General features: G+C 70.1%; 21 protein-coding genes. 8 read left to right on the forward strand and 13 right to left on the reverse strand.

The window, feature by feature from the left end; all coding sequences use genetic code 11:
• Positions 1-92: 92 nt before the first annotated feature.
• The 3 genes from nagA to IW252_RS06315 are packed head-to-tail and all read right to left on the reverse strand — an operon-like array spanning position 93 to position 3,087.
• Positions 93-1,262, reverse strand: coding sequence for an N-acetylglucosamine-6-phosphate deacetylase (nagA, locus tag IW252_RS06305; protein WP_196835781.1), 1,170 nt, complete (start codon positions 1,260-1,262; stop codon positions 93-95).
• A complete protein-coding gene (gene nagB, locus IW252_RS06310; RefSeq protein WP_196835782.1) occupies positions 1,259-2,059 on the reverse strand; it encodes a glucosamine-6-phosphate deaminase in 801 nt (266 codons plus the stop codon). The genes nagA and nagB overlap by 4 nt, the downstream gene beginning before the upstream one ends.
• Positions 2,050-3,087 (reverse strand): N-acetylglucosamine kinase, encoded by a 1,038-nt coding sequence (locus IW252_RS06315; RefSeq protein ID WP_196835783.1) that lies wholly within the window; start codon positions 3,085-3,087, stop codon positions 2,050-2,052. The genes nagB and IW252_RS06315 overlap by 10 nt, the downstream gene beginning before the upstream one ends.
• A 162-nt stretch (positions 3,088-3,249) precedes the next feature.
• On the opposite strand from IW252_RS06315, the gene IW252_RS06320 reads away from it, so the two are divergent.
• The 5 genes from IW252_RS06320 to IW252_RS06340 all read left to right on the forward strand — a co-directional run bounded on the left by IW252_RS06320 (position 3,250) and on the right by IW252_RS06340 (position 8,112).
• Positions 3,250-3,942, forward strand: a complete 693-nt coding sequence (locus IW252_RS06320; RefSeq protein ID WP_196835784.1) for a GntR family transcriptional regulator — start codon at positions 3,250-3,252, stop codon at positions 3,940-3,942.
• A gap of 46 nt (positions 3,943-3,988) precedes the next feature.
• Positions 3,989-4,855: a hypothetical protein gene (locus IW252_RS06325; RefSeq protein ID WP_196835785.1), complete on the forward strand. Its 867-nt coding sequence runs from the start codon at positions 3,989-3,991 to the stop codon at positions 4,853-4,855.
• A gap of 142 nt (positions 4,856-4,997) precedes the next feature.
• Positions 4,998-7,283 (forward strand): 5'-nucleotidase C-terminal domain-containing protein, encoded by a 2,286-nt coding sequence (locus IW252_RS06330; RefSeq protein WP_196835786.1) that lies wholly within the window; start codon positions 4,998-5,000, stop codon positions 7,281-7,283.
• Between the two features lie 98 nt (positions 7,284-7,381).
• Complete coding sequence (locus tag IW252_RS06335; protein WP_196835787.1) at positions 7,382-7,762, forward strand: YidH family protein; 381 nt, start codon at positions 7,382-7,384, stop codon at positions 7,760-7,762.
• Positions 7,763-7,764: 2 nt separating this feature from the next.
• Positions 7,765-8,112 (forward strand): DUF202 domain-containing protein, encoded by a 348-nt coding sequence (locus IW252_RS06340; protein WP_196835788.1) that lies wholly within the window; start codon positions 7,765-7,767, stop codon positions 8,110-8,112.
• Between the two features lie 21 nt (positions 8,113-8,133).
• On the opposite strand, the gene IW252_RS06345 is transcribed toward IW252_RS06340, so the two are convergent.
• Positions 8,134-8,604 (reverse strand): hypothetical protein, encoded by a 471-nt coding sequence (locus IW252_RS06345; RefSeq protein WP_196835789.1) that lies wholly within the window; start codon positions 8,602-8,604, stop codon positions 8,134-8,136.
• 173 nt (positions 8,605-8,777) lie between these two features.
• Between IW252_RS06345 and IW252_RS06350 the strand changes: the two genes are divergently transcribed.
• Complete coding sequence (locus IW252_RS06350; protein WP_331271464.1) at positions 8,778-9,242, forward strand: PaaI family thioesterase; 465 nt, start codon at positions 8,778-8,780, stop codon at positions 9,240-9,242.
• Positions 9,243-9,260: 18 nt separating this feature from the next.
• Here IW252_RS06350 and IW252_RS06355 read toward each other — a convergent pair whose 3' ends face one another.
• The 7 genes from IW252_RS06355 to galT form a co-directional block, all read right to left on the reverse strand.
• A complete protein-coding gene (locus IW252_RS06355; RefSeq protein ID WP_196835790.1) occupies positions 9,261-10,481 on the reverse strand; it encodes an NAD(P)/FAD-dependent oxidoreductase in 1,221 nt (406 codons plus the stop codon).
• A gap of 29 nt (positions 10,482-10,510) precedes the next feature.
• Complete coding sequence (locus tag IW252_RS06360) at positions 10,511-10,843, reverse strand: bifunctional 3-phenylpropionate/cinnamic acid dioxygenase ferredoxin subunit (RefSeq protein WP_196835791.1); 333 nt, start codon at positions 10,841-10,843, stop codon at positions 10,511-10,513.
• A 197-nt stretch (positions 10,844-11,040) separates the two neighbouring features.
• Positions 11,041-11,874 carry a dioxygenase family protein gene (locus IW252_RS06365; RefSeq protein WP_196835792.1) on the reverse strand — a complete coding sequence of 278 codons (834 nt, stop codon included), beginning with the start codon at positions 11,872-11,874 and terminating at the stop codon, positions 11,041-11,043.
• 87 nt (positions 11,875-11,961) lie between these two features.
• Positions 11,962-12,720 (reverse strand): peptidyl-tRNA hydrolase, encoded by a 759-nt coding sequence (locus IW252_RS13650; protein ID WP_196835793.1) that lies wholly within the window; start codon positions 12,718-12,720, stop codon positions 11,962-11,964.
• Between the two features lie 45 nt (positions 12,721-12,765).
• Positions 12,766-13,530, reverse strand: a complete 765-nt coding sequence (locus tag IW252_RS06375) for a SurA N-terminal domain-containing protein (RefSeq protein ID WP_196835794.1) — start codon at positions 13,528-13,530, stop codon at positions 12,766-12,768.
• Positions 13,531-13,630: 100 nt separating this feature from the next.
• Positions 13,631-14,839 (reverse strand): galactokinase, encoded by a 1,209-nt coding sequence (gene galK / locus IW252_RS06380; protein ID WP_196835795.1) that lies wholly within the window; start codon positions 14,837-14,839, stop codon positions 13,631-13,633.
• A complete protein-coding gene (gene galT / locus IW252_RS06385; protein WP_196835796.1) occupies positions 14,840-15,982 on the reverse strand; it encodes a galactose-1-phosphate uridylyltransferase in 1,143 nt (380 codons plus the stop codon).
• 180 nt (positions 15,983-16,162) lie between these two features.
• Between galT and IW252_RS06390 the strand changes: the two genes are divergently transcribed.
• Complete coding sequence (locus IW252_RS06390) at positions 16,163-16,966, forward strand: DeoR/GlpR family DNA-binding transcription regulator (protein ID WP_196835797.1); 804 nt, start codon at positions 16,163-16,165, stop codon at positions 16,964-16,966.
• A gap of 80 nt (positions 16,967-17,046) precedes the next feature.
• Entirely contained in the window at positions 17,047-18,060 is a 1,014-nt protein-coding gene (gene galE, locus IW252_RS06395; RefSeq protein WP_196835798.1) for a UDP-glucose 4-epimerase GalE, read from the forward strand.
• 460 nt (positions 18,061-18,520) lie between these two features.
• Here the strand turns inward: galE and madM are convergent, their stop codons facing one another.
• Positions 18,521-19,285 (reverse strand): malonate transporter subunit MadM, encoded by a 765-nt coding sequence (madM, locus tag IW252_RS06400; RefSeq protein ID WP_196835799.1) that lies wholly within the window; start codon positions 19,283-19,285, stop codon positions 18,521-18,523.
• A gap of 3 nt (positions 19,286-19,288) precedes the next feature.
• Positions 19,289-19,690, reverse strand: coding sequence for a malonate transporter subunit MadL (gene madL / locus IW252_RS06405; RefSeq protein WP_196835800.1), 402 nt, complete (start codon positions 19,688-19,690; stop codon positions 19,289-19,291).
• Positions 19,691-19,694 lie beyond the last annotated feature (4 nt).

Here is a 19,694-nt window from a genome sequence, read left to right on the forward strand (position 1 = left end):
ACGACAGCGCCGTCTGGCGGCTCGCCCGTACCGCTGAACTTAGCAGGTTGTGACGTGAATCGCACCGGTTCCGCGCAAGATTTTCGGCCGCGTCAGCGCCCGGTTGCCCCGGCCAGGACCACGTCCACCACGCGCAGGTCCGCGTCCAGCACCACGGCGTCGGCCCGCAGGCCCGGCGCCAGATCCCCGACGTCGTCCCAGCCCACCGCGCGCGCCGGGGTGGTGGAGGTCTGCCGGACGGCGGCCAGCCACGCGGCGGCGTCGGGCTCCTCCCCAGAGTCCGCGTCGCGTCCGCCCGCCCGGGCCAGCGCGCCGCGGAAGAGCGCGTCCATCGTGGCGGTGCTGCCGGCGATCGAACCGCCGGAGGCAATCCGCGCCACCGAGTTGCGGACTTCCACCCGCATGGACCCCAAGTCGAAATCGCCGTCGCCCAGCTGGGCCGCAGCCATCGCATCGGTGATGAGGGCCAGGCGCTCGTCCCCGGCCATGGCACGAATGTGGCGCATGAGGCTCGGGTGCACGTGGACCCCGTCCGCGATCAGCTCAACCACCACGCGCGGATCCTCGAGCAGTGCCGCCACGGCGCCGGGCTCGCGGTGGTGCAGCGGCGGCATGGCATTGAAGAGGTGCGTGCCCACGGTAGCGCCTGCCGCGATGGCAGCGCGGGTGGTCTCCCAGTCCGCGTCGGTGTGGCCGACGGCGGCCACCGCTCCGGCGGCCACCACCTGGCGGATGGCGTCCAGCGCGCCTGGCAGCTCAGGGGCGATAGTGACCAGGCGAATGTGCCCGCGCCCGGCCCGCAGGACGCGTTCGACGTCGTCGGCCGTGGGCGCGCACAGGTGTTCCGGGTCGTGCGCCCCACAGCGCTGGGCGCTCAGCCACGGGCCCTCGAGGTGGATACCCCGCACCACGGACGCCTCCACGAGGTCGGCGAGGCACTCCACGGAGGCCACCAGCCGGTCCATCGGCAGCGTCACCAGGCTGGCCATCGTCGTGGTGGTGCCCTGACGCAGGTGGGTCTGGCGAGCCTGCCGGATGGAGGCCGGGTTCAGGTCAATGTAGGAGCCCCCGCCGCCGCCGTGGACGTGGATGTCCACAAATCCGGGGACGATCGTCGCCTCCCCGTAGTCGACGTCCACGCGTGGGTGCCGCCCGGAGCCGACGGCGACAACGCGCCCCTGCGCCGTCTCCACCCAGCCCGGCTCGTGCACGGCCGTAGCGGTCACCACGCGGGCGGCGGCCCGCACACACGTGGCGCTCACGGGTGCTCTCCTGGAGCGAACCGCTGCCACGCAGGCAGGTTTTCGTAGGTGTAGCGGTAGTAGTCGGCCAGTTCCAGTCGCGCGGCGGCGGCCTCGTCCAACACCACAAGCGCGTGGGGGTGCAGTTGCAGGGCGGACGCGGGGCACATGCTGCTCAGCGGCCCCTCGATCATCGCGTGCACCGCCTCCGCCTTGGCCTCACCCGTGGCCACGAGCACCAGCTCGCGCGCGTCGAGGATGGTGCCGAGCCCTTGCGTCAGGCAGTGGGTCGGGACGTCCTCCGCGGCGTCGAAAAAGCGGGCGTTGTCCGCGCGGGTGCGCGGGGCCAGCGTCTTGATCCGGGTCCGGGAGGCGAACGACGACGTGGGCTCGTTGAAGCCGATGTGCCCGTTGGCGCCGATCCCGAGGATTTGCACGTCCACGCCGGACGCGGCCCGGATCTGCGCCTCGTAGTCCGCCGCGGCGGCCTCGAGATCCGCGGCGGCGCCATCCGGGACGTGGACCAGTTCCGGGCTGAGCCCGAGCGGCTCGGTCACCGTGCGGCGAATGACGTGGTGGTAGCTCTGCGGATGGCTCGGCGCGAGGCCCACGTACTCATCGAGGGCGAAGGCGCGCACCGCGCCCACGCGCAGCCGTCCCTGCCGCACCCGCTCGGCGAGGTCTGCGTAGATTGCCAGCGGCGAGGACCCGGTGGCCAAGCCGAGGACGGCATCCGGGCGGCGCTCGATGACCTGAGCGATTTTGGCTGCGGCGGTACGCCCCACCTCGGCGGCCGAGGGCAGGATGACTACTTGCACGTGTTCTCCTTGCGACGTTCTTCGGCGAGGTCGGTGGGCATCTCCAGCCGCTGGGCGAGCCGCACCGCCCCGTGCACCGGCTCGTTCTCCAGCACCCGGACGTCCCGCAACCCGTGGGCGGCCAACCCGGAGGCGATCAGCCGCTGCAGTAACGGCTGATGCACCACGAGGCCGCCGGCGGCGACCACCGGCAGCGCCGGGGCAGGTGCGGCGTCGTCGGGCAGCGTCAGGCGGGAGGCGACGCGGGCCACCAGCTCGGTCAGGGCCGCGGCGGTGTCCGTGACGATCTGATGGGCGGCCGCGTCCCCGGACTCGGCCAGCTCGAAGACGAGGTGCGAGTGGTGCGCCCAATAGCGCCGTTCCTGGCGGACGTAGAAGTGGCCCAAGAGTTCCTCGGGGCCGCCGACCCCGCAGGCCGCGGCGAGCGCTTGGGCCAGGGCGTCCGGTGCCCGGCCCTGATCGACGAGGTCGAGGGCATGGCGCACGGCGGCACGGACCACCCAGTAGCCGCTGCCTTCATCCCCCAGCAGGTACCCCCAGCCTCCGGCCCGCGCTTCGCGGCTGGGCGCGCTCGTGCCTGCGCCGGCCGGGGAGTCTCGTCGACCCCAGGCCACGGACCCGGTGCCGGCGATGAGCGCGATGCCTTGCTCCACCCCGGCCGCGGCCAGCAGCAGCTCGGTGTCATGGACGACGTCGATGCGGGCGTGGGGAACGTGGGCGGCCAGCAGGGCGGCGAACCGGGCGCGAGCCTGCTCCGTGTCCGCCCCGGCGACCCCGGCGCAGACGCGCGCGGGGCTCGAGTGCGCCCCGGCGAGTTCGCTAAAGATGGCGCGCAACTGCAGGTCCGCGGCGTCGACCCCCACGGAGGCCAGATTGGCGCTGCCGGCCTTGACCTCCGCCACCTCGCGGCCGTCCACGGACAGGATGGCGTGAGTCTTGGATCCACCGACGTCGAGCCCGACGACCACGCGTTCGGCGGGCAAGGCGCTGCTCGCTCCAGACTCTCCGGTGTCACCGGCTCTGCCCACGGCAGCATCCTTTCGATGGGGGCGGTCCCGTCAGGGCGCCGTCAGGTTGACCTTGGTGCGCGGCTCGATCCGCGCCACACAGGTTGATCCGCACTGGAAATAAATTGGCATAGACCAATATGCTGTGTCAAGAGCGCTCCGTCCACCACCCGAGGGATCACCATGAGTCTTCCGAAGTACTACGAGCAGAAATTGCGCATCCTCGAGATCATCGCGCAGCTGCCCGTCGGCGCCATGATCCCCACCGAGCGGGAGTTGGCCGAGCGCTTCGCCACCTCACGCACCACCATTCGCACGGCCATCGCCGAGCTCGTCGTCGAGGGCCGCCTGGCTCGGACGCAAGGGCGCGGGACCTTCGTCGCCGCCCCCAAGAAAATCCACGTCCGCCAGATGACCTCCTTCAGTGAGGACATGACGGGTTATAAGACGGACAGCGTCATCTTGCACCTCGAGCGCCTCCCCGCCCCGGACGACGTCGCCGCGCACCTGAAGGTGGAGCCGGGAACCACCGTCACGGTGCTGCAGCGGCTGCGGCGCCAGGAGGGCGAGCCGCTGGCGATCGAGACGGCCCACCTGCCGGGCGAGATGCCGGGACTCGAGAGCGAATTAGCCCGCCGGGGCTCGTTGTACGCGACGCTGCGGGATGCCTACAGGATCCACCTCGCCGCCGCGGAGGACCAGGTGGAGACAGCGCTCGCAGGGGCGCACGACGCGAAGGTCCTCGGCGTCGAAACCGGGCACCCGCTGCTCCAGGTCCAGCGCACGGCCTACGACCCGGAGGGAGCCGTCGCGGAATGGACCCGCGGCTTCTTCCGCGGGGACCGGTTCCGCTTCATCGCGCGGATCAGCAACTAGGCACGGCGCGCCCTCGTCAGCCGCACGCGCGCGGTACCGTAAGCGCATGAGCACTCCGGGCACTCCCGTGGCACGCTGGGCGCCGCGCCACCGTGGGTGGAAGCTGGCCCATCACCTGCTGCCCGCGTTCGTCCTCGTCGGAGTCCTCCTCGGCGGGGCCGCGTGGTCCGCCGCCCTCGCCGAATTCCTGCTCGCCGTTCCGCTCACGGCCCTCGGCCTCGGCGTGGCCTTCTCCATCCTGCGCGAGTACCGCCGCGGTGCCGCGGACGCCCCACCCCATCCTGCCGCCGTCGACACCACCACCGGGGCGCGCGCGGCGACCCGCTTCCCCACCTCCCGCGCCTCCGCCGCCACCGCCGGACTCACGGTGGGCGTCGCCGTCGTTACGCTCATTTGCGCCCTCGCCTTGGGCGCGGACACCGCCACCGAGTTCGACGGCGCCGCGGATTCCCTCCCGCTCATCGCGGCGGTCCTCCTGCTGGCGGTCGGCGTCTCCGTCCTGGTGGAGGGGGTGCGGATGCTCAAGCTCGCCGTGGACCAGCCACCGGGCGTGTACCTGACCCGCAGCCGGATCGTCACCGTGGGCCAGCAGGCGACGCAGGAGGTGTTTTGGAAGGACGTGGTGAGCGTCGACGCCGAGGACCCGCCGCGGCACCGCTACCTCGGCCAGCGTCAGCCCCTCGGCGAGCGCGGGCCCAGCCGGATCGTCGTCCGTCACCGCGCGGGCGATGCCGCCGGCCCACCGGAGCGGATGGTCATTCTGGTGCAGTACCTCACGTGCGATCCCAACCAGCTGCTCAGCACGCTCGAGCACTTTGCCGCCCACCCGGGAGATCGCCCGCGACTCGGCACCGAGACCGCACTCACGGACGGCGCGCCGGGCGCCGACCCGCCAGCGGGCCGCCGTTTCTGAAAGAAACCATTCACATCGCCGCGGGCAACGGCTAGGCTCACTCGCAACACCAAGTACAATCGCTCACGTTGCATTAACCCGCCCGCAATGTTGGCGCGCTTGGATAGAGCTTGCCGTTTCAACCATTCGACGGGGGAAAACCATGTCTCAGTCCGCCCGAGCGCGCTCGCCGCGCTCGCCCATCACCCGCACAGCGTGCGCCGCCGCGGTGACCGTCCTCGGCACCTCGCTGCTTGCTCCGGCCGCCTTTGCGGAGCCCGCGGAGCCGGGCACCACCACGATCGACCTCTACGGGATCAACGATTTTCACGGCCGCATTTCCGAGGATCTGTACAACGGCTCCGTAGGCGTCGCCTCCATGGCCTCCGCCTTCGCGGCCCTGCAGGCCGAGAATGAGAACTCGCTCTTCGTCTCGGCTGGAGACAACATCGGCGCCTCCACCTTCGAGTCGATGTCCCAGCAGGACAACCCCACCATCGACGCGCTGGGCCTCGCGGGCCTGAGTGTCTCCGCGGTGGGCAACCACGAATTTGACCGCGGCATGACGGACCTGACGGACCGCGTCATCCCCCGCTGGGCGGATGCCACCGGTGAGGAGGGCGCCGACTTGGCGCTCGGCGCCAACGTGTACGACGCAGAAGGTAACCCCGCGCTGAAGGAGTACGCCCTCCGGGACATGGGCGGCGTGACGGTCGGCTTCGTCGGCACCGTGACGGAGAAGACCTCCACGCTCGTCTCCCCCGATGGCATCGCGGGCCTGACCTTCGGCAATCAGGTCGAGGCCGTCAACCGCGTCTCGGCTCAGCTCTCCGACGGCAACGCGGACAACGGCGAGGCCGACGTCGTGGTGGTCTTGGCCCACGACGGTTCGGAGACCACGGAGTGTTCCGCGATCGCCTCCGAAGGCTCGGGCTACGCGAACTTGGTGAACAATGCCTCCGCGGACGTGGACGCCATCTTCTCCGGCCACACCCACCTCGGCTACGCCTGCGAGCTCAACGGCCGCCCCGTGGTCCAGGGCCACCAGTACGGCACCGCCTTCGCCAAGGTGAGCTTCGAGGTGGACGCCGAGGGCCAGATCGTCGACTCCCACCAGGCCCTCATGACGCTCACCGATGACGAGGGCAAGGCGATCTACGCGCAGGATCCCGACGTGCAGAACATCGTCGACGCGGCGGTCGCCGAAGCCGACGTCGTGGGGTCCGAGCCGCTCGGCACCATCACCGATGACATCCTGCGCGGTGGCGCCGAGCCGGGCAGCGACCGCGGCGTCGAGTCCACCCTCGGCAACCTCGTCGCGGACATCCAGCTGTGGGCCACTTCCAACGACTCCTATGCCGGAGTCCCCGCGGAGATCGCCTTCATGAACCCGGGCGGCCTTCGCGCCGACCTCACCTACGCGGACAGCGATGGCGAGGGCGACGGCGTCGTCACGTTCAAGGAAGCCGCGGACGTGCAGCCGTTTGCTAACACGCTGGTGACCATGGACCTCACCGGTGCGGACCTGAAGAACCTGCTCGAGAAGCAGTGGCAGCCGGAGGGCTCCTCCCGCGCCAAGCTGCACCTCGGCATCTCCGAGGGCTTTTCCTACGAATACGATCCGGAGGCCGCCACCGGCGAGCACATCACCTACCTCGAATTCAACGGCGAGGAAGTGGACCCGGCCGCCACCTACCGCGTGGTGACCAACTCCTTCCTCGCCGCCGGCGGGGACAACTTCGCCACGTTCCTTGAGGGCACCGACGTCGCCGACTCCGGTCAGGTGGACATCGACGCCACCGTGAACTTCTTCGCCGCGCACGACGACGTCGCCCCGGCCCCGCTGGGCCGCGCAGCCGTCGCGTCGGTCGAGGAGCCCGTCGACGTCCCGTTCACGGATGTGGAGGGGACCTCGTTTGAGGAGTCGATTCAGTGGTTGTATGGCTCGGGGGTCACGGCGGGTTATACCGATGGGACGTTCCGTCCGCAGCAGTATGTGAAGCGGTTGGAAATGGCGGGCTTCTTGTACCGGTATGCGGGTGAGGAGTTTGAGGCCGGTTCCGGGGACGTCTTTACGGATATTCCGGCCGGGCATAGCTGGGCTGAGGAAGTCGGTTGGGCCAAGGCGAACGGGATCACCTCCGGGTACACCGATGGCCGGTTCGGGTCTCAGGAGATGATTACCCGCGGCCAGATGGCGGCGTTCCTGCAGTCCTATGCACAGAACGTGTACGGGGTGGGGATGGATTTCCAGGCCCCGGCCGAGTCGCCGTTTGCGGATGTCGCTGCCGGCGGTGCGTTCTATGGGCCGATTACGTGGCTGGAGTCCACGGGCATCACCGGTGGTTTCGGTGATGAGACGTTCCGGGCCAGCAAGTCCACCACGCGTGGTGAGATGGCGGCGTTCCTGGAGCGCCTCGATGCCTACCTCGCGGAGCAGGCCAGCTAAGCGCTGAGCATCAAGTCGCCGGCGCCCCCGCACCAGCGGGCGGCGCCGGCGGTGCGCTTTAATGGGGGCGTACCGCCAACCGCCACGGGAAGGACCGCATGGACTCCGACGAGAACGAGCGCGGCTGGCTCGCCCGGCGGCTCCTGCCCGGCGGCACCGAGCCGGACCCCCGGTTCACCCTGGCGAACGAGCGCACCTTCCTGGCCTGGATCCGCACGTCCCTCGCCTTCCTCGCGGGCGGCGTGGCGCTGGAGGCCTTCGCCGCGGACCTGTTTGCGGACACCCTCCGCCGCGGGCTGGCCGCGTTCATCATCTCGATCGGCCTGCTCATTGCCGTGGGCGCCGGCTTCCGGTGGCTGCGCGTGGAACAACGGATGCGTCAGCGACGCCCGCTCCCCTTGCCGCTGATCGTCCCGCTGCTGGGGCTCGGGGCCTCCTGCGCCACCGTTTTCGTCCTCGTCATCCTGGCCATGGAATAGCCGTGGCCCGGACGCCTCGCCGCGAACCCGCCTACCACGGAGACCCGGGCCTGCAGCCGGAACGCACCGCGCTGGCCTGGGGCCGCACCATGCTCTCCATCGCCGTCGTCGGCGCCGTCTTCCTGCGCTGGCTGCCGCACTACGGCGGGTGGATGGTCGCCCTCGCGGGCGGCAGCGCCGTCGTCGCCCTCTGGATCTACCTGACGCAGCGGCACCGTTACCACCGGCAGTCCGGCGGGGTGCGTCAGGAGGCGCTCCGCGCCGACGTCGCCGCGGTGGCGAGCACGACGGCGGCCGTCGGCCTCCTCGGCCTGCTCGGCATCTTCGCGGTCCTGACCGCCCGGGCGTAGCCGCTGGTCCCGCCGCGGCGTCTAGGCGGGCGGGATCCGCGCGTCGTTGATCATGACGATCCCGTCCGTTCCCTGCTGACACTCCTCGGGGTATCCGTCGACTCGCTCCACGGGGATCTGCCCGCCCCCGTAGAGGACGTAGTCCCCCGCTGCCACGGGATCCACGTCGAGGTCCGGCCGGGGCGTGAGGGTGGCCGGGTCCGCGGACACGCCGAGGGTCGAGTCCGCCCACCCGACGGCGTACACGCCGGCGGGCTCGGCGCCGTCGTCGGCACGAAGCCGCCAGCACCGCCCGTCATAGAGCAAGGTCCCGTAGCGGGCCATGTCCGTGAAACCGACATTCTGCGCGCCCGTGGACTCCAGGAGCACCAGCTCCACGCCGGCGTCCCGCAACACCGAGGCGGTGAACCAGGCCGGCTCACCGGCGCAGCCCGTGAGACTTCCCGCCGCGAGCAGGGCGGTGGCGGTCAGGGCGGCGCGTCGTCGTTCCATAGCCCCACTGTGCCGCACCTCGGCACCGCAGACCAGCACGGGCTGGCCTCAATGCTCTACCCGGGCGGCGAAGGCCTCCGGTAGGCTCGCCCTCAGCGCGCGACGGGCGCCCCAGGGCGCTTGGCCGCCACCGCGCGCCGTGTCCACCACCAACGACTCCCCCGGAGGCACCCGTGAGTATCTGGCATGACCCGCCCACCCCCGCCGAGCTGAACCGGATGCACGCGGGCACGCTCAACGAACAGCTGGGCATCGAGATTCTGGAGCTGACGGACACCGCGATCAGCGGGCGCATGCCAGTGGATCGGCGGACCACCCAGCCGGCGGGCGTGCTGCACGGCGGGGCGTCCGTGGCCTTCGCCGAGTCCTTGGCCTCCTGGGGCGGCTACCTCACCGTGGACCGGGAACAGTTCCACGTGGTGGGGCAGGAAATCAACGCCAACCACGTGCGGCCGGCTCCGGCGGGCGAGGAGGTCTATGGGGTGGCGACGCCGCTGGCGCGGGGGCGCCGCAGCCAGGTGTGGGATATTCGCATCACGAATGCGGAGGGGAAGCTGATCTGCGTCTCCCGGTGCACGCTCGCCATCATCGACGCGCGGCCGGCGCCCACGGAGACCGGCGGCGCCGTCAGCGCGTAGGGATCGCCGCGGCGCCGCCTAGCGGGCCAGCCTTTTGACGGGTACCTCGGGGTCCGCCAGGAGATCCGGGTCCACGGGGATCCCACGGTCGATGATGCGGCGTGCGGCGCGAATCGTGAGGCCGCCGTCGATCGCCGCCGCGCCCGCCATGCCGCCGTCCGGGGCCAACCGGAACGCGGCCGCCACCGCGCCGTCGGCGTCGCGCCGCAACACGGTTGAGCCGGGACCGGACAGGTCCCCCACGGCCTCGAGGTGAACCCCGTAGCGGTCGGACCAGAACCAGCTGGCCCCGTGCCGCGGCGGCTCCTGCCCAAGCAGTGCCGCGGCCGCGGTGGTTCCGGCGTGCATGGCGTGCTCCCAGTGCTCCGCGCGGCGCAGCAGGCGGCCGTCCGCCGTGCGGGTGCGGGCGACGTCGCCCACCGCGTAGACCCGCGGGTGACTGGTGCGCTGCGCGGCATTCACCAGGACGCCGTCGTCGACGTCGAGCCCGGCGGCCTCGGCGAGTTCGGTCCGCGGGACGATCCCGATGCCCACGAGGACGACGTCGGCGTCGAGACTGCCCGCCTCGCCCAGGTCGATGCGGTGCCCGGCCGCGTGGGCCGTGATGGCGGTGGGCACGCCGGTGAGGGTGGTGACGCCGCGTTCGGCGTGCATGGCGTGGAGGCGGCGGGCGAGGTCGGGGCCGACGGCGGGGGCCAGCGGGGTCTCGATCGGATCGATCAGGCTCACCTGAGCCCCCAGCGCGAGCGCGGAGGAAGCCACTTCGGCGCCGATGAGGCCCGCGCCGATGATGGCGAGGCGGGCCCCCTCGCGTTGGTGCAGGGCGGCGCGGAGGCGGTCCGCGTCCTGCCGCGTGCGCAGCTGCCAGACCGATTCCAGATCTCCGCCGGGGATCGGGAGGCGCCGGGCCGCACCGCCGGTTGCCAGCACCACGGCGTCAGCGGAGAGATGCCGGCCGTCGGAGAGCACCACGGTGCCGGCGTCCGGCTGGATCCTCGCGGCGCTGGCCGTGACGACGTCGACCTGGTGCTCGGCGAACCACGCGGGCGCGGCGAAGCGAAGGTCCTCGGCGGAGGCCTCGCCGAGCAGGTAGCGCTTGCTTAAGGGCGGGCGATCGTAGGGTAAGCCGTCCGTGTCGACGATGCTCACGGACCCTTCGAAGCCCCGGGCGCGCAGCTCCTGGGCGACCGTGAACCCGGACAGACCGCCGCCGACGATCGTGACGGACGTCAGGCTCATGCTGTTCTCCTCGCTGCTGCGCGGCGGGCTCAGCCGGCCGCGGGGTAGAGCAGGACTTCGCCGTCGACCACTTCCACTTTGTGGGTGCGGGCGGCCACGGTGGCGGGCAGGCACAGGGCCTCGCCCGACTTGAGGCAGAACTTCGCCGAATGGACGGGGCACTCGACTTCGGTGCCCTCGATCCAGCCGTCGGACAGTGGCGCCGTCTCATGCGTGCACGTGTCGTCGAGCGCGTAGAAATTTCCGTCTTCGGCGTGGAACACGGCGATGTCGTCCTCGGTCCCGGCGTCCTCCGAGTCAACGACCTCGGCCTCGCCCTCCGGGATGTCCTCCACCTTGCCGACGATGATGGGCTCGCTCACGGTCATTCCTTCTTTCGCTCGCAGTGGTCGTCTCGAATCAGGAAGCGCACTCCCCGCCCGTTCAGGCTATCGGTTACCGGCACCCGAACAGGAGCCGGACGACGTCGCCGCGGCCAGCAACCCGCTGCCGCCACGGTCACCCCCGGCGCGACGGCCGTGTTCTCAGGGACCCCGCGAGCGATGCGCCGGATCATTCCCTACGGCGCGGTGAGCGTCCAGCTGCGTTTGGACATGCCGAACCAGAAGCCGTCGATTTCGCTGGTGGTGTTGATCCCCGAGGCCTCAGCCGCGGCGCCGAGGGCAATGTAGAGCGGCGCCCAGTGCTCTGTTCTGGGGTGCGCCTCGGCGGCTGCGGGGGCCTTGTTCATGAAGTCGAGGATGGCGTCGACGTCCCCGCTGGCCATGGCCTCCGCCGCCCACGCGTCGAATTCCGCCGACGCGGCCGGCGGCGCCTGACTCGGGCCGGCAGCGGGATTGAACCACCGCAGGTTGTGCGTGGTGAATCCGGAACCGACGATGAGGGTGCCGCGATCCCGCAGCGGTGCCAGCGACTGCCCCAGCCGGAACAGCCCCTCCGGGTCCAGCGTCGGCATGGACATCTGCAGCACGGGAATGTCCGCGTCCGGGAACATTTCTTTGAGCGGCACGTAGGCACCGTGATCGAGGCCTCGCTCCTCGCGAGCCACGTGGTGGCCGTGCTGGGTGGCCAGCCGCTCCACCTCATCCGCCAAGTCCGGCGCCAGGGGGGCCTCGTAGCGGACGTCGTAGTAGTGCTCTGGAAAGCCCCAGAAGTCGTAGTACAGCTCCTGCTGGGTCCGCGTGGCGCTCAGTGTCACCGGCGCGTTCTCCCAGTGCGCCGAGATCATCAGAATGTCCCGCGGCTTCGCGAGGCGGGAGGACCAGTCCGCGAGCTCCCCCGTCCACTGCGCGTCGTCGGCCAGCGGCGGGGCGCCGTGGGACAGAAACAGCACGGGCGGGGCCTGATCCGACGGCGCAGCGGCTGTAGCGTCCGGAGAAGAATTGTTGTTCATGACCCCAACATAGCCTCATTTAGTTGAAGCTTCAAGCAAATGAGGCGGAAAGTGACCCGTCGCTCGTCGCCTGCCGTCCAGCTCGGCCTAGAGGACGAAGGCCGTGGTGGAGCCGGGGGTGATTTCCGTGCGGCCGGCGTCCCGGATCAGCGGTCCGGTGGCCTGGCGGGACAACCGCGTGAACTCGTCGGCCGCCGCGAACCGGACGTAGGTGGGCTGCTCGGCGGCGAGCCACGCATCGACGCGTTCGATGTCCTTGGGGATCGCCCGGAGGAGCCACGCGAACAGCGCGTGGGCCGATTGGGCCGCGGCCTTGCCCGTGGACATCCCTAGATCGTCGTTGACGATCAGGACGACGGCGTCACCCGGCACCTCGCCATCGGCGTCGCCCCGCTGGGCATCGGGCTGAGCTTCGGCCGCCTCCAGCTCGGCCTCGCCGGGGCCCCGCGCGGCCAGCCATTCGGCGCGCTCGGCCGGCGTCCGAGGCAGGGCCGTGCCGGAAACCTGCAGCTTGGCGAGCTTCTTGGGGGCGGTACCCTGGGGCAGCGGGGCGAAGGCCACCGCGCGCCCCTTCCCGCACTCGCCCTCCACGCCGCCGAGCTCGTCGGCGAAAGCGGCGAGGATCTTGGGGTAGGTCCGCGCGTCGGCCCGGCGGACCGACTTGCCGAAGTGCCCGGCGGCCCACGCCCGCCATTCCGGCAAATCCGGTGCGGCGAGGTAGGCGTTGACGCTCGCCAGCGCGACGGCGGCGAGCCCCTCGGCCTCAAGGGCCGGGGACTCCTTGTCCACCAGCAGGACAATCTGCTGCATCAACTCGGCGGGCTGGCTGGGTTCACGTGCTTCCACCCGCCCAGTTTCTCACCTCTTCGGTGACCGCCGGGGCTGCCGCGGCTAGAGCTTGACCTCGACCTCGCCGTCGGAGCGCAGCTGGTCAACGAGCTGCTGCGTGGCCTCGTTCTCCTTCTGCTGGACTACCTGCTGCTCGAGCTGGTCCTTGACCTCCTCGAACTCGGGCACGGCTGCGGCGGACTCGCCCGACTGCTCGGTCATCTGCTCCTGCATGGCCTTCTGCTGTTCGTACGCCTCCTGCAGTTCCTCGTCGGAGGCGCTGATCTCGCCGACTTCCTGCTCGATCACGGCTTCCACCTCCACCTGCTGCTTGAGCTGAGCATCCACCGACTCGCGGTCCGTGCCCTGCTCCTCGAGGGCCTTCAGGAACTCATCCTCGCCCATCTGATTGGACTCCGCCGCGGCCGTGAGCGCTTCGTCAATCTGCTCCTGTGTGGCCACGAGGTCCAGTTCGGCGGCCCGCTGCACCAGCAGCTCCGTTCCCACCAGCGACTCGGCCACGTCCTTCTTCAGCTGGTCCTGGTCCGGGTCTTGGCCGGACATCTGGGACTGCATGGCGGCCTGCTGGAACTGGATCTCGTACACCTGGGTGAACTCGTCCTTGGTGATTTCCTCACCGTTGACGGTGGCCACGACGTCCGGGATCCCGCTGAGATCCGCCGACGGTGCGGCTGCCTGCTGCCCTTGGCTCTCGGCCGCGGAGCTCGACGACGCCGCGCCCTGATCTGCCTCGCCGCCACAGGCGGCCACGAGGGACACCGATCCGGCGAGCGCGATCGCCGCGAGGGCCTTCTTCATCTTGGGCATGCTCTCTACCTTCCACAGACTGCAGTTCGACTCACGACACTAACGACGGCGGCTGAGCGCGAACTGAGCGCTCAACCGGAGTCCGCTGCACGGCGTCCCCCTAGCCCGCGAGCCTCCGCGCACCGACCGAGGGGCGGATCGGGAAGATCGAGGGCGCGGTGAAGCCCCGCTGGGCGAAGGCCTGCTCGACGGCGGCGGTCACCTCTGCGCACGCCCCGGCCGGCACCAGCGCGATGGCGGTCCCGCCGAACCCGCCGCCCGTCATGCGTGCGCCGTGAGCGCCCGCGCGCACCGCCGAGGCCACGGCCACATCCATCTCGGGGCAGGAATTGCCGAAGTCATCCCGCATGGAGGCGTGGCTGGCGGTCAGCAGCCGCCCGACCTCCGCCCACTCCACGCGCTCGGCCTCGAGCTCGGCGACCGTGTCGAGGACCCGCTGATTTTCCGTGACAATGTGCTTCACGCGCGCAAAAACCTCCGGGGCCAGGCGCCCCTGCGCGGCCTCCAGCTCGCCCACGGAGACATCGCGCAGGGCCTGAACCCCCAACCCGGCCGCCCCGGCCTCGCAGGCCGCACGCAGTTGTCCGTAGCCGCCCGATTCATGCGCATGGCTGACCTTGGTGTCGATGGCCAGGATCTCTAGGCCTGCCTCCTCCAGCGCCAAGGGAACCGGCCGCGAGGCGCGGCTGCGGCAATCCAGGAACAACGCCGCACCGCTCTGCCCCAACAGGGAAGCGGACTGGTCCAGGATGCCGGTGGGCGCGCCGACGTACTCATTCTCGGCGCGCTGGGCGATGAGCACCAGCGTCTCTCGGGAGACCTCGAGCCCGGCGAGCTCGGCGAGCGCCGTGACGACGGCGCATTCGATCGCCGCCGAGGAGGAGAGCCCAGCGCCGATGGGCACGTCCGAATCCAGCACGACGTCGTACCCCTCGCCGGCGGCCAAGAGCGAGGCGTGACCAGCCGACTCGGCCCACGCGTTCAGCGCCCAGACGGCACCGGCCACGTAGCGGGACCAGCCGGGCACCTCGCCCGCGTGCGCGGGGCTCAACCGGGCCGGGTCAATCTCCACGGCGCGGACGCCGGCCACCTCCTGCCGCCCAGCAATCCGCAGCGCGGCGGTGCGGGTGCGCCGCACGGCCACGCGGGCGCTGTGGGCGATCGCGAACGGCAAGACGAAGCCGTCGTTGTAGTCCGTGTGTTCGCCGATCAGATTGGCCCGCCCGGGGGCGGCCCAGAGGCCATCCGGGTCCGCACCAAAGGCCTCGCGGAACGCGTTCGTCAGGGCGGCGGTTGACTCGTGATTCATCTAGGCCTCCGAATAGCTTTCATCGCCGGCGGCGGCGATCTCGATGCCCATGGCCTCGCGCAGCGCGTGCGCCGCGGCCTCCGGCATGACGTCTCCGATGAAGGCCCCCATGGCGGCCTCGGACCCGGCGAGGTACTTGAGCTTGTGCTCCGCCCGGCGCGGGCTGGTCAGCTGCAGGTGCAGGCGGTAGTCGGCGCGGCCGTCGTCGTCCGCGCCAGCCGGCGCCTGATACCACGCGGCAATGTAGGGCGTGTCCGTGGTGTAGAGGTTGTCCATCCCCCGCAGCAGGCGGTGATAGATCTCCGCGAGCTCGGCGCGTTCCGGCTCCGTCAGCTCCGTAAAATCAGCGACGTGCCGGTGCGGGACCAAGTGCACTTCCACGGGCATCCGCGCGGCGAAGGGCACAAACAGGGTGAAGTGTTCGCCCTGATGCACCACGCGCTCGCCCGCCCGCTCAAACTCCAGAATGTCCTCAAACAGGTTGCGCCCGGTCTGCTCCCGATGGGTGCGCAGGCGCCGCAGTTGGGCGGCCACGCGCGCCGGCACGTAGGGGTAGGCGTAGATCTGCCCGTGGGGGTGATGCAGGGTGACACCGATGTCCGCGCCGCGGTTCTCGAACGGGAAGACCTGCACGATCCCATCCATCGCTGTGAGTGCGGCGGTGCGGTGCGCCCAGGCTTCGACGACGGTGCGCACACGCTCGGTGCTCATGCCGGAGAGGGAACTGGTGTGGTCCGCGCCGAACGTCACCACCTCACAGCGCCCGTGGGCCGGGTCCACGCTGCCGAGGTGGGTGCCGAGCTGCTGCGCCTGCTGGTCCGGGCCGAAGGACGGGAAGCGGTTTTCAAAGACCACGACGTCGTATTGTTCGGCCGGGATCTCGGACGGGTTCTCCTCCGACGTGGGGCAGAGCGGGCACTGGTCAGCCGGGGGCAGGTGCGTGCGGCTCTGGCGGTGCGCGGCGAAAGCAATCCACTCGCCCAACAACGGGTCGAAGCGCAGCTCGGAGGACGGCGGGCGCTCCGGCAGCTCCCGCTCATCGACGGCGGGGACGGGGCCCGTGGCGCCGCCGTCAAAGAAATAGAGCAGCTCGCGGCCGTCGGCCATGGTGGCCTCGGCGGGCTGATAACCGGAAGGGCACATCAGAACTCCTGGTGCTGGTGGGTCACGCTCACGGGCGGCGCCGGCTGAAATAATCACAGCCGAACACTTTCAATCAAAAACTTACACGGCTAAGGTTGACACATCGAGCGCGACCGCACAAGAGTTGACTCAGCGAATGCGGCCCACCATCGCGACGACGAGGCACCGCAAGGAGGCTCCATGACGGAGATCTTGCCGCAGCAGCGGCGCAAGCTGATAGAGCACACCATCGAACAGTATGGGCAGGCCCGGGTGGCGGAGCTGGCTGCCGAGCTCGACGTCTCGGAAATGACCGTCCGGCGGGACCTGACCTACCTTGAACACCTCGGCGTGCTGGTCAAGGTCCACGGCGGGGCCATGCGCCGCGGCGCGCCGACGAGCGCCGAGCCCGGATTCACCACCAAGTCGGCCCTGCAAACGGAGGAAAAGGACGCCATCGCCGCGGCCGCAGCCGCGCTGATCACGCCCGGATCCTCGGTGGCCCTCTCCGCGGGCACCACCACCTTCGCGCTCGCCCACCACCTCACCGCCGTCGAGAACCTGACTGTCCTCACCAATTCCCCGCGCATCGCCGAGGTGTTCTGGGCCGCCGATTCCCCCGGCCGTACGGTGATCCTCACCGGGGGTGAGCGCACGCCGTCGGACGCCTTGGTGGGGCCGATCGCGCTGGAATCGGTCCGTGGGCTCAACGTGGATGCCTTTTTCCTTGGCGCCCACGGCATCAGCGCCGAGCGCGGGCTTACCACGCCCAATGGCCTCGAGGCCCAACTCTCCCGCGCCCTGCTCGCCGCGGCCGCCCGCACCGTCGTCGTCGCGGACCACACCAAATGGGGCCTCACCGGCCTCCACAGCATCGCGGAGCTGAACCGCGTGGACACCGTCGTGACGGATGCGGCGCTCCCGGCTGCCGCCCGCGCCGAGTTGGAAGGTCAGGACGTCTCCGTGGTGATTGCACCCGAGCCGTCGACTCCCCACGTAGGTTAGAACCGGAGGGTGCTCCCGCGCCCTCCCCCACACACCAGTCCCTCCCGCCCGTCCTATCCACCCTTTGAGAGGTATCTGACATGCGCATTCTCGTCACCGGCGGCGCCGGTTACATCGGCTCCCACACCACCCTGGCCCTGCTCGAGGCGGGCCACGAGGTGGTGGTCGTCGACAACCTGGCGAACGCCTCGGCGGAGTCGCTCCACCGCGTGAGCGAGCTGGCGGGCCGCCGGGCCGTGTTGGAGCGCGTGGACCTGACCGATGAGGCAGGGCTGGAGGACACGTTCAGCGAGCACCGCCCGGAGGCGGTCATCCACTTCGGGGGCCTGAAAGCCGTGGGAGAGTCCGCCCGCATCCCGCTGGATTACTACTACAACAACACCGCTGGCACCGTCGCGCTGTTGCGCGTCATGGCGCGCTTTGGCGTGAAGTCCATGGTGTTCTCCTCCTCGGCGACGGTGTATGGGGACCGCAACCCATACCCATACACGGAGGACATGGAGATCGGCGCCATGAACCCGTATGGCCGCACCAAGGAGCAGATCGAGGACATCCTCACGGACATCGGCGCCGCCGACGATGCCTGGCGGATTGGCCTGCTGCGCTACTTCAACCCGGTGGGCGCGCACGAGTCGGGGCGCATCGGCGAGGATCCGCAGGGGATCCCGAATAACCTCATGCCGTTCATCGCCCAGGTGGCCGTGGGCCGGCGGGAGAAGCTGCAGATTTTCGGCGACGACTATGACACCCAGGACGGCACGTGCTTGCGGGACTACATTCACGTGGTGGATCTCGCCGAGGGGCACCTCGCCGCGCTGGAGTACGTCACCGAACATCCCGGCGTGCACCGCTGGAACCTCGGCGGCGGCGCCGGTACGTCTGTGCTGGAGATGCTGCGGGCGTTCGAGGCGGCCTGTGGGAAGACCCTGCCGTACGAGTTTGCCCCGCGCCGCGCTGGCGACCTGCCCGCGTTCTGGGCGGACGCATCCAAGGCCAAGGAGGAGCTGGGCTGGCAGGCCTCCCGGACCATCGAGACGATGTGCGCGGACCACTGGCGCTGGCAGTCTGCCAACCCGAACGGCTACGCGGCCTAGAGACGGCTCTGGCGGAGAACGCCCCCAAGCACTTCGCTCCCCGCCAGATGTGATCGACGCCACGCGCCAAATCCAGTGCTTGTATCTTCAACCAAAACACCCGCGTTTGCCAAATGCGTTGCGTAGCGGCGTCCCCGGGGTGCTCACTGCGGCAGGTGCTGACGGGCTGGGACGAAGGCATGGCACGCACGATGCCCCAGCCCGCCAGCGGCTGTGAGATGGGAAGCCCAGCCACAAGAGTCCGGGCTTCCCGCTGCGTCCGCGTGACCGGTGAGGATCCCCCAACGAACCGGCGGTGGGCCGCAGCGCAACCGGGAAGCGGTTGCAGCATTTACGCTACGCCGAGCCGCCCACACAATAGGTTGAGAGGCCCGAAGATCCTCGGAAAGCTTTCCTGACTAGGAGGTACCCGCGAGCGCCCAACTCCCAAGAACGTTGGGAGCTCGCTGGGAGTTGCGCGTCAGCCGCCCGTGATGGCGCGGACGGCGAAGAACAGCACGGACGGGCAGAGCAGGCAGCCCACGCCCGTGTAGAACGTCGCCGTCATGGCGCCGTAGGGCACCAGCCGCTTGTCGGTCGCCGCCAAGCCGCCGGCCACGCCGGAGGTGGTGCCCATGACGCCGCCAAAGACCATCGCCGACTTGGGATTGTTGAGCCCGATCGCCTTGGCCATGAAGGGCGTGCCGATCATGACCACCACGGCTTTGACCAGGCCAGCAGCGACGGAGAGCGCAATCACCTCGGAGGTCGCGCCCACCGCCGTGCCCGTCACGGGCCCCACGATGTAGGTGGCGGCGCCGGCCCCGATCGTCGTCACGGACACCGCGTCGGTGTAGCCAAACAGCATGGCGACGGCGGCGCCCACCACGAAGGAGGCCACCACACCCACCACCACGGACAACCCGCCCGCCAGCCCGGCCCGCCGAATCTCGTCCAAATTCACACCGTAGGCGGTCGCGACGATCGCGAAGTCGCGCAGCATGGACCCGCCCATGACGGCGAGGCCGGAGAACAGGGCCACGTCGGCGAGGCCGTCTTCGCCTCCGGTGGTCACGCCGCCGACGTAGGAGAGCACCAGCCCCAGCAGAATCGCGATGGCGGATCCGTGCAGCCGGCCGTTGGTCAGCGTCTTGGACAGCCAGCCGGCGAAGAGCGTCAGCGCCCCGACTAGGGCAAAGGCCACAAGCAGGCCATTCTTCTCGAAGAGTTCCAGCACCAGTTCCATCGCCTAGACCACCTGCTTCTCTTCTTCATCGACCGGCGGCAGCGGTTCGGCGGGCGCCCCGATGCGGGACAGGACCGGGACCAGGACAGCGCCAGCCACGAGCGCGGCCAGCCCGGCGATGATGGCCATGGGGCCGCTGCTCACCGCCCCGGCGACGTTCTGCGTGGAGGCCATGGCCACCACGATGGGGATGTACATGGCGCTCCAGAACAAGACGCCCTGCTCCGAGGCCTCGGGGAAGTGCCCCTTTTTCCGCAGGCGGTCCGTGACGATGATCAGCATGATCATCGCGAACCCCACGCCGCCGACGTTGGATTCGACGCCCAGCGCCACACCCAAGAGATCGCCGACGAGCTTGCCGGCCAACAGACTGGCCGCGAGCGCGGCCACACCATAAAGAACCATGACT

The sequence above is a fragment of the Zhihengliuella flava genome (assembly GCF_015751895.1).
Taxonomy (GTDB): domain Bacteria; phylum Actinomycetota; class Actinomycetes; order Actinomycetales; family Micrococcaceae; genus Zhihengliuella; species Zhihengliuella flava.

Bases quoted from the DNA above. Each gene is read 5' to 3' on its own strand.
- IW252_RS06320 (WP_196835784.1), top strand. From the start codon at position 3,250: ATGAGTCTTCCGAAGTACTACGAGCAGAAATTGCGCATCCTCGAGATC.
- IW252_RS06325 (WP_196835785.1), top strand. From the start codon at position 3,989: ATGAGCACTCCGGGCACTCCCGTGGCACGCTGGGCGCCGCGCCACCGT.
- IW252_RS06330 (WP_196835786.1), top strand. From the start codon at position 4,998: ATGTCTCAGTCCGCCCGAGCGCGCTCGCCGCGCTCGCCCATCACCCGC.
- IW252_RS06335 (WP_196835787.1), top strand. From the start codon at position 7,382: ATGGACTCCGACGAGAACGAGCGCGGCTGGCTCGCCCGGCGGCTCCTG.
- IW252_RS06345 (WP_196835789.1), bottom strand. From the start codon at position 8,604: ATGGAACGACGACGCGCCGCCCTGACCGCCACCGCCCTGCTCGCGGCG.
- IW252_RS06355 (WP_196835790.1), bottom strand. From the start codon at position 10,481: ATGAGCCTGACGTCCGTCACGATCGTCGGCGGCGGTCTGTCCGGGTTC.
- IW252_RS06365 (WP_196835792.1), bottom strand. From the start codon at position 11,874: ATGAACAACAATTCTTCTCCGGACGCTACAGCCGCTGCGCCGTCGGAT.
- IW252_RS06375 (WP_196835794.1), bottom strand. From the start codon at position 13,530: ATGCCCAAGATGAAGAAGGCCCTCGCGGCGATCGCGCTCGCCGGATCG.
- galK (WP_196835795.1), bottom strand. From the start codon at position 14,839: ATGAATCACGAGTCAACCGCCGCCCTGACGAACGCGTTCCGCGAGGCC.
- galT (WP_196835796.1), bottom strand. From the start codon at position 15,982: ATGTGCCCTTCCGGTTATCAGCCCGCCGAGGCCACCATGGCCGACGGC.
- IW252_RS06390 (WP_196835797.1), top strand. From the start codon at position 16,163: ATGACGGAGATCTTGCCGCAGCAGCGGCGCAAGCTGATAGAGCACACC.
- galE (WP_196835798.1), top strand. From the start codon at position 17,047: ATGCGCATTCTCGTCACCGGCGGCGCCGGTTACATCGGCTCCCACACC.
- madM (WP_196835799.1), bottom strand. From the start codon at position 19,285: ATGGAACTGGTGCTGGAACTCTTCGAGAAGAATGGCCTGCTTGTGGCC.
- madL (WP_196835800.1), bottom strand. From the start codon at position 19,690: ATGGTTCTTTATGGTGTGGCCGCGCTCGCGGCCAGTCTGTTGGCCGGC.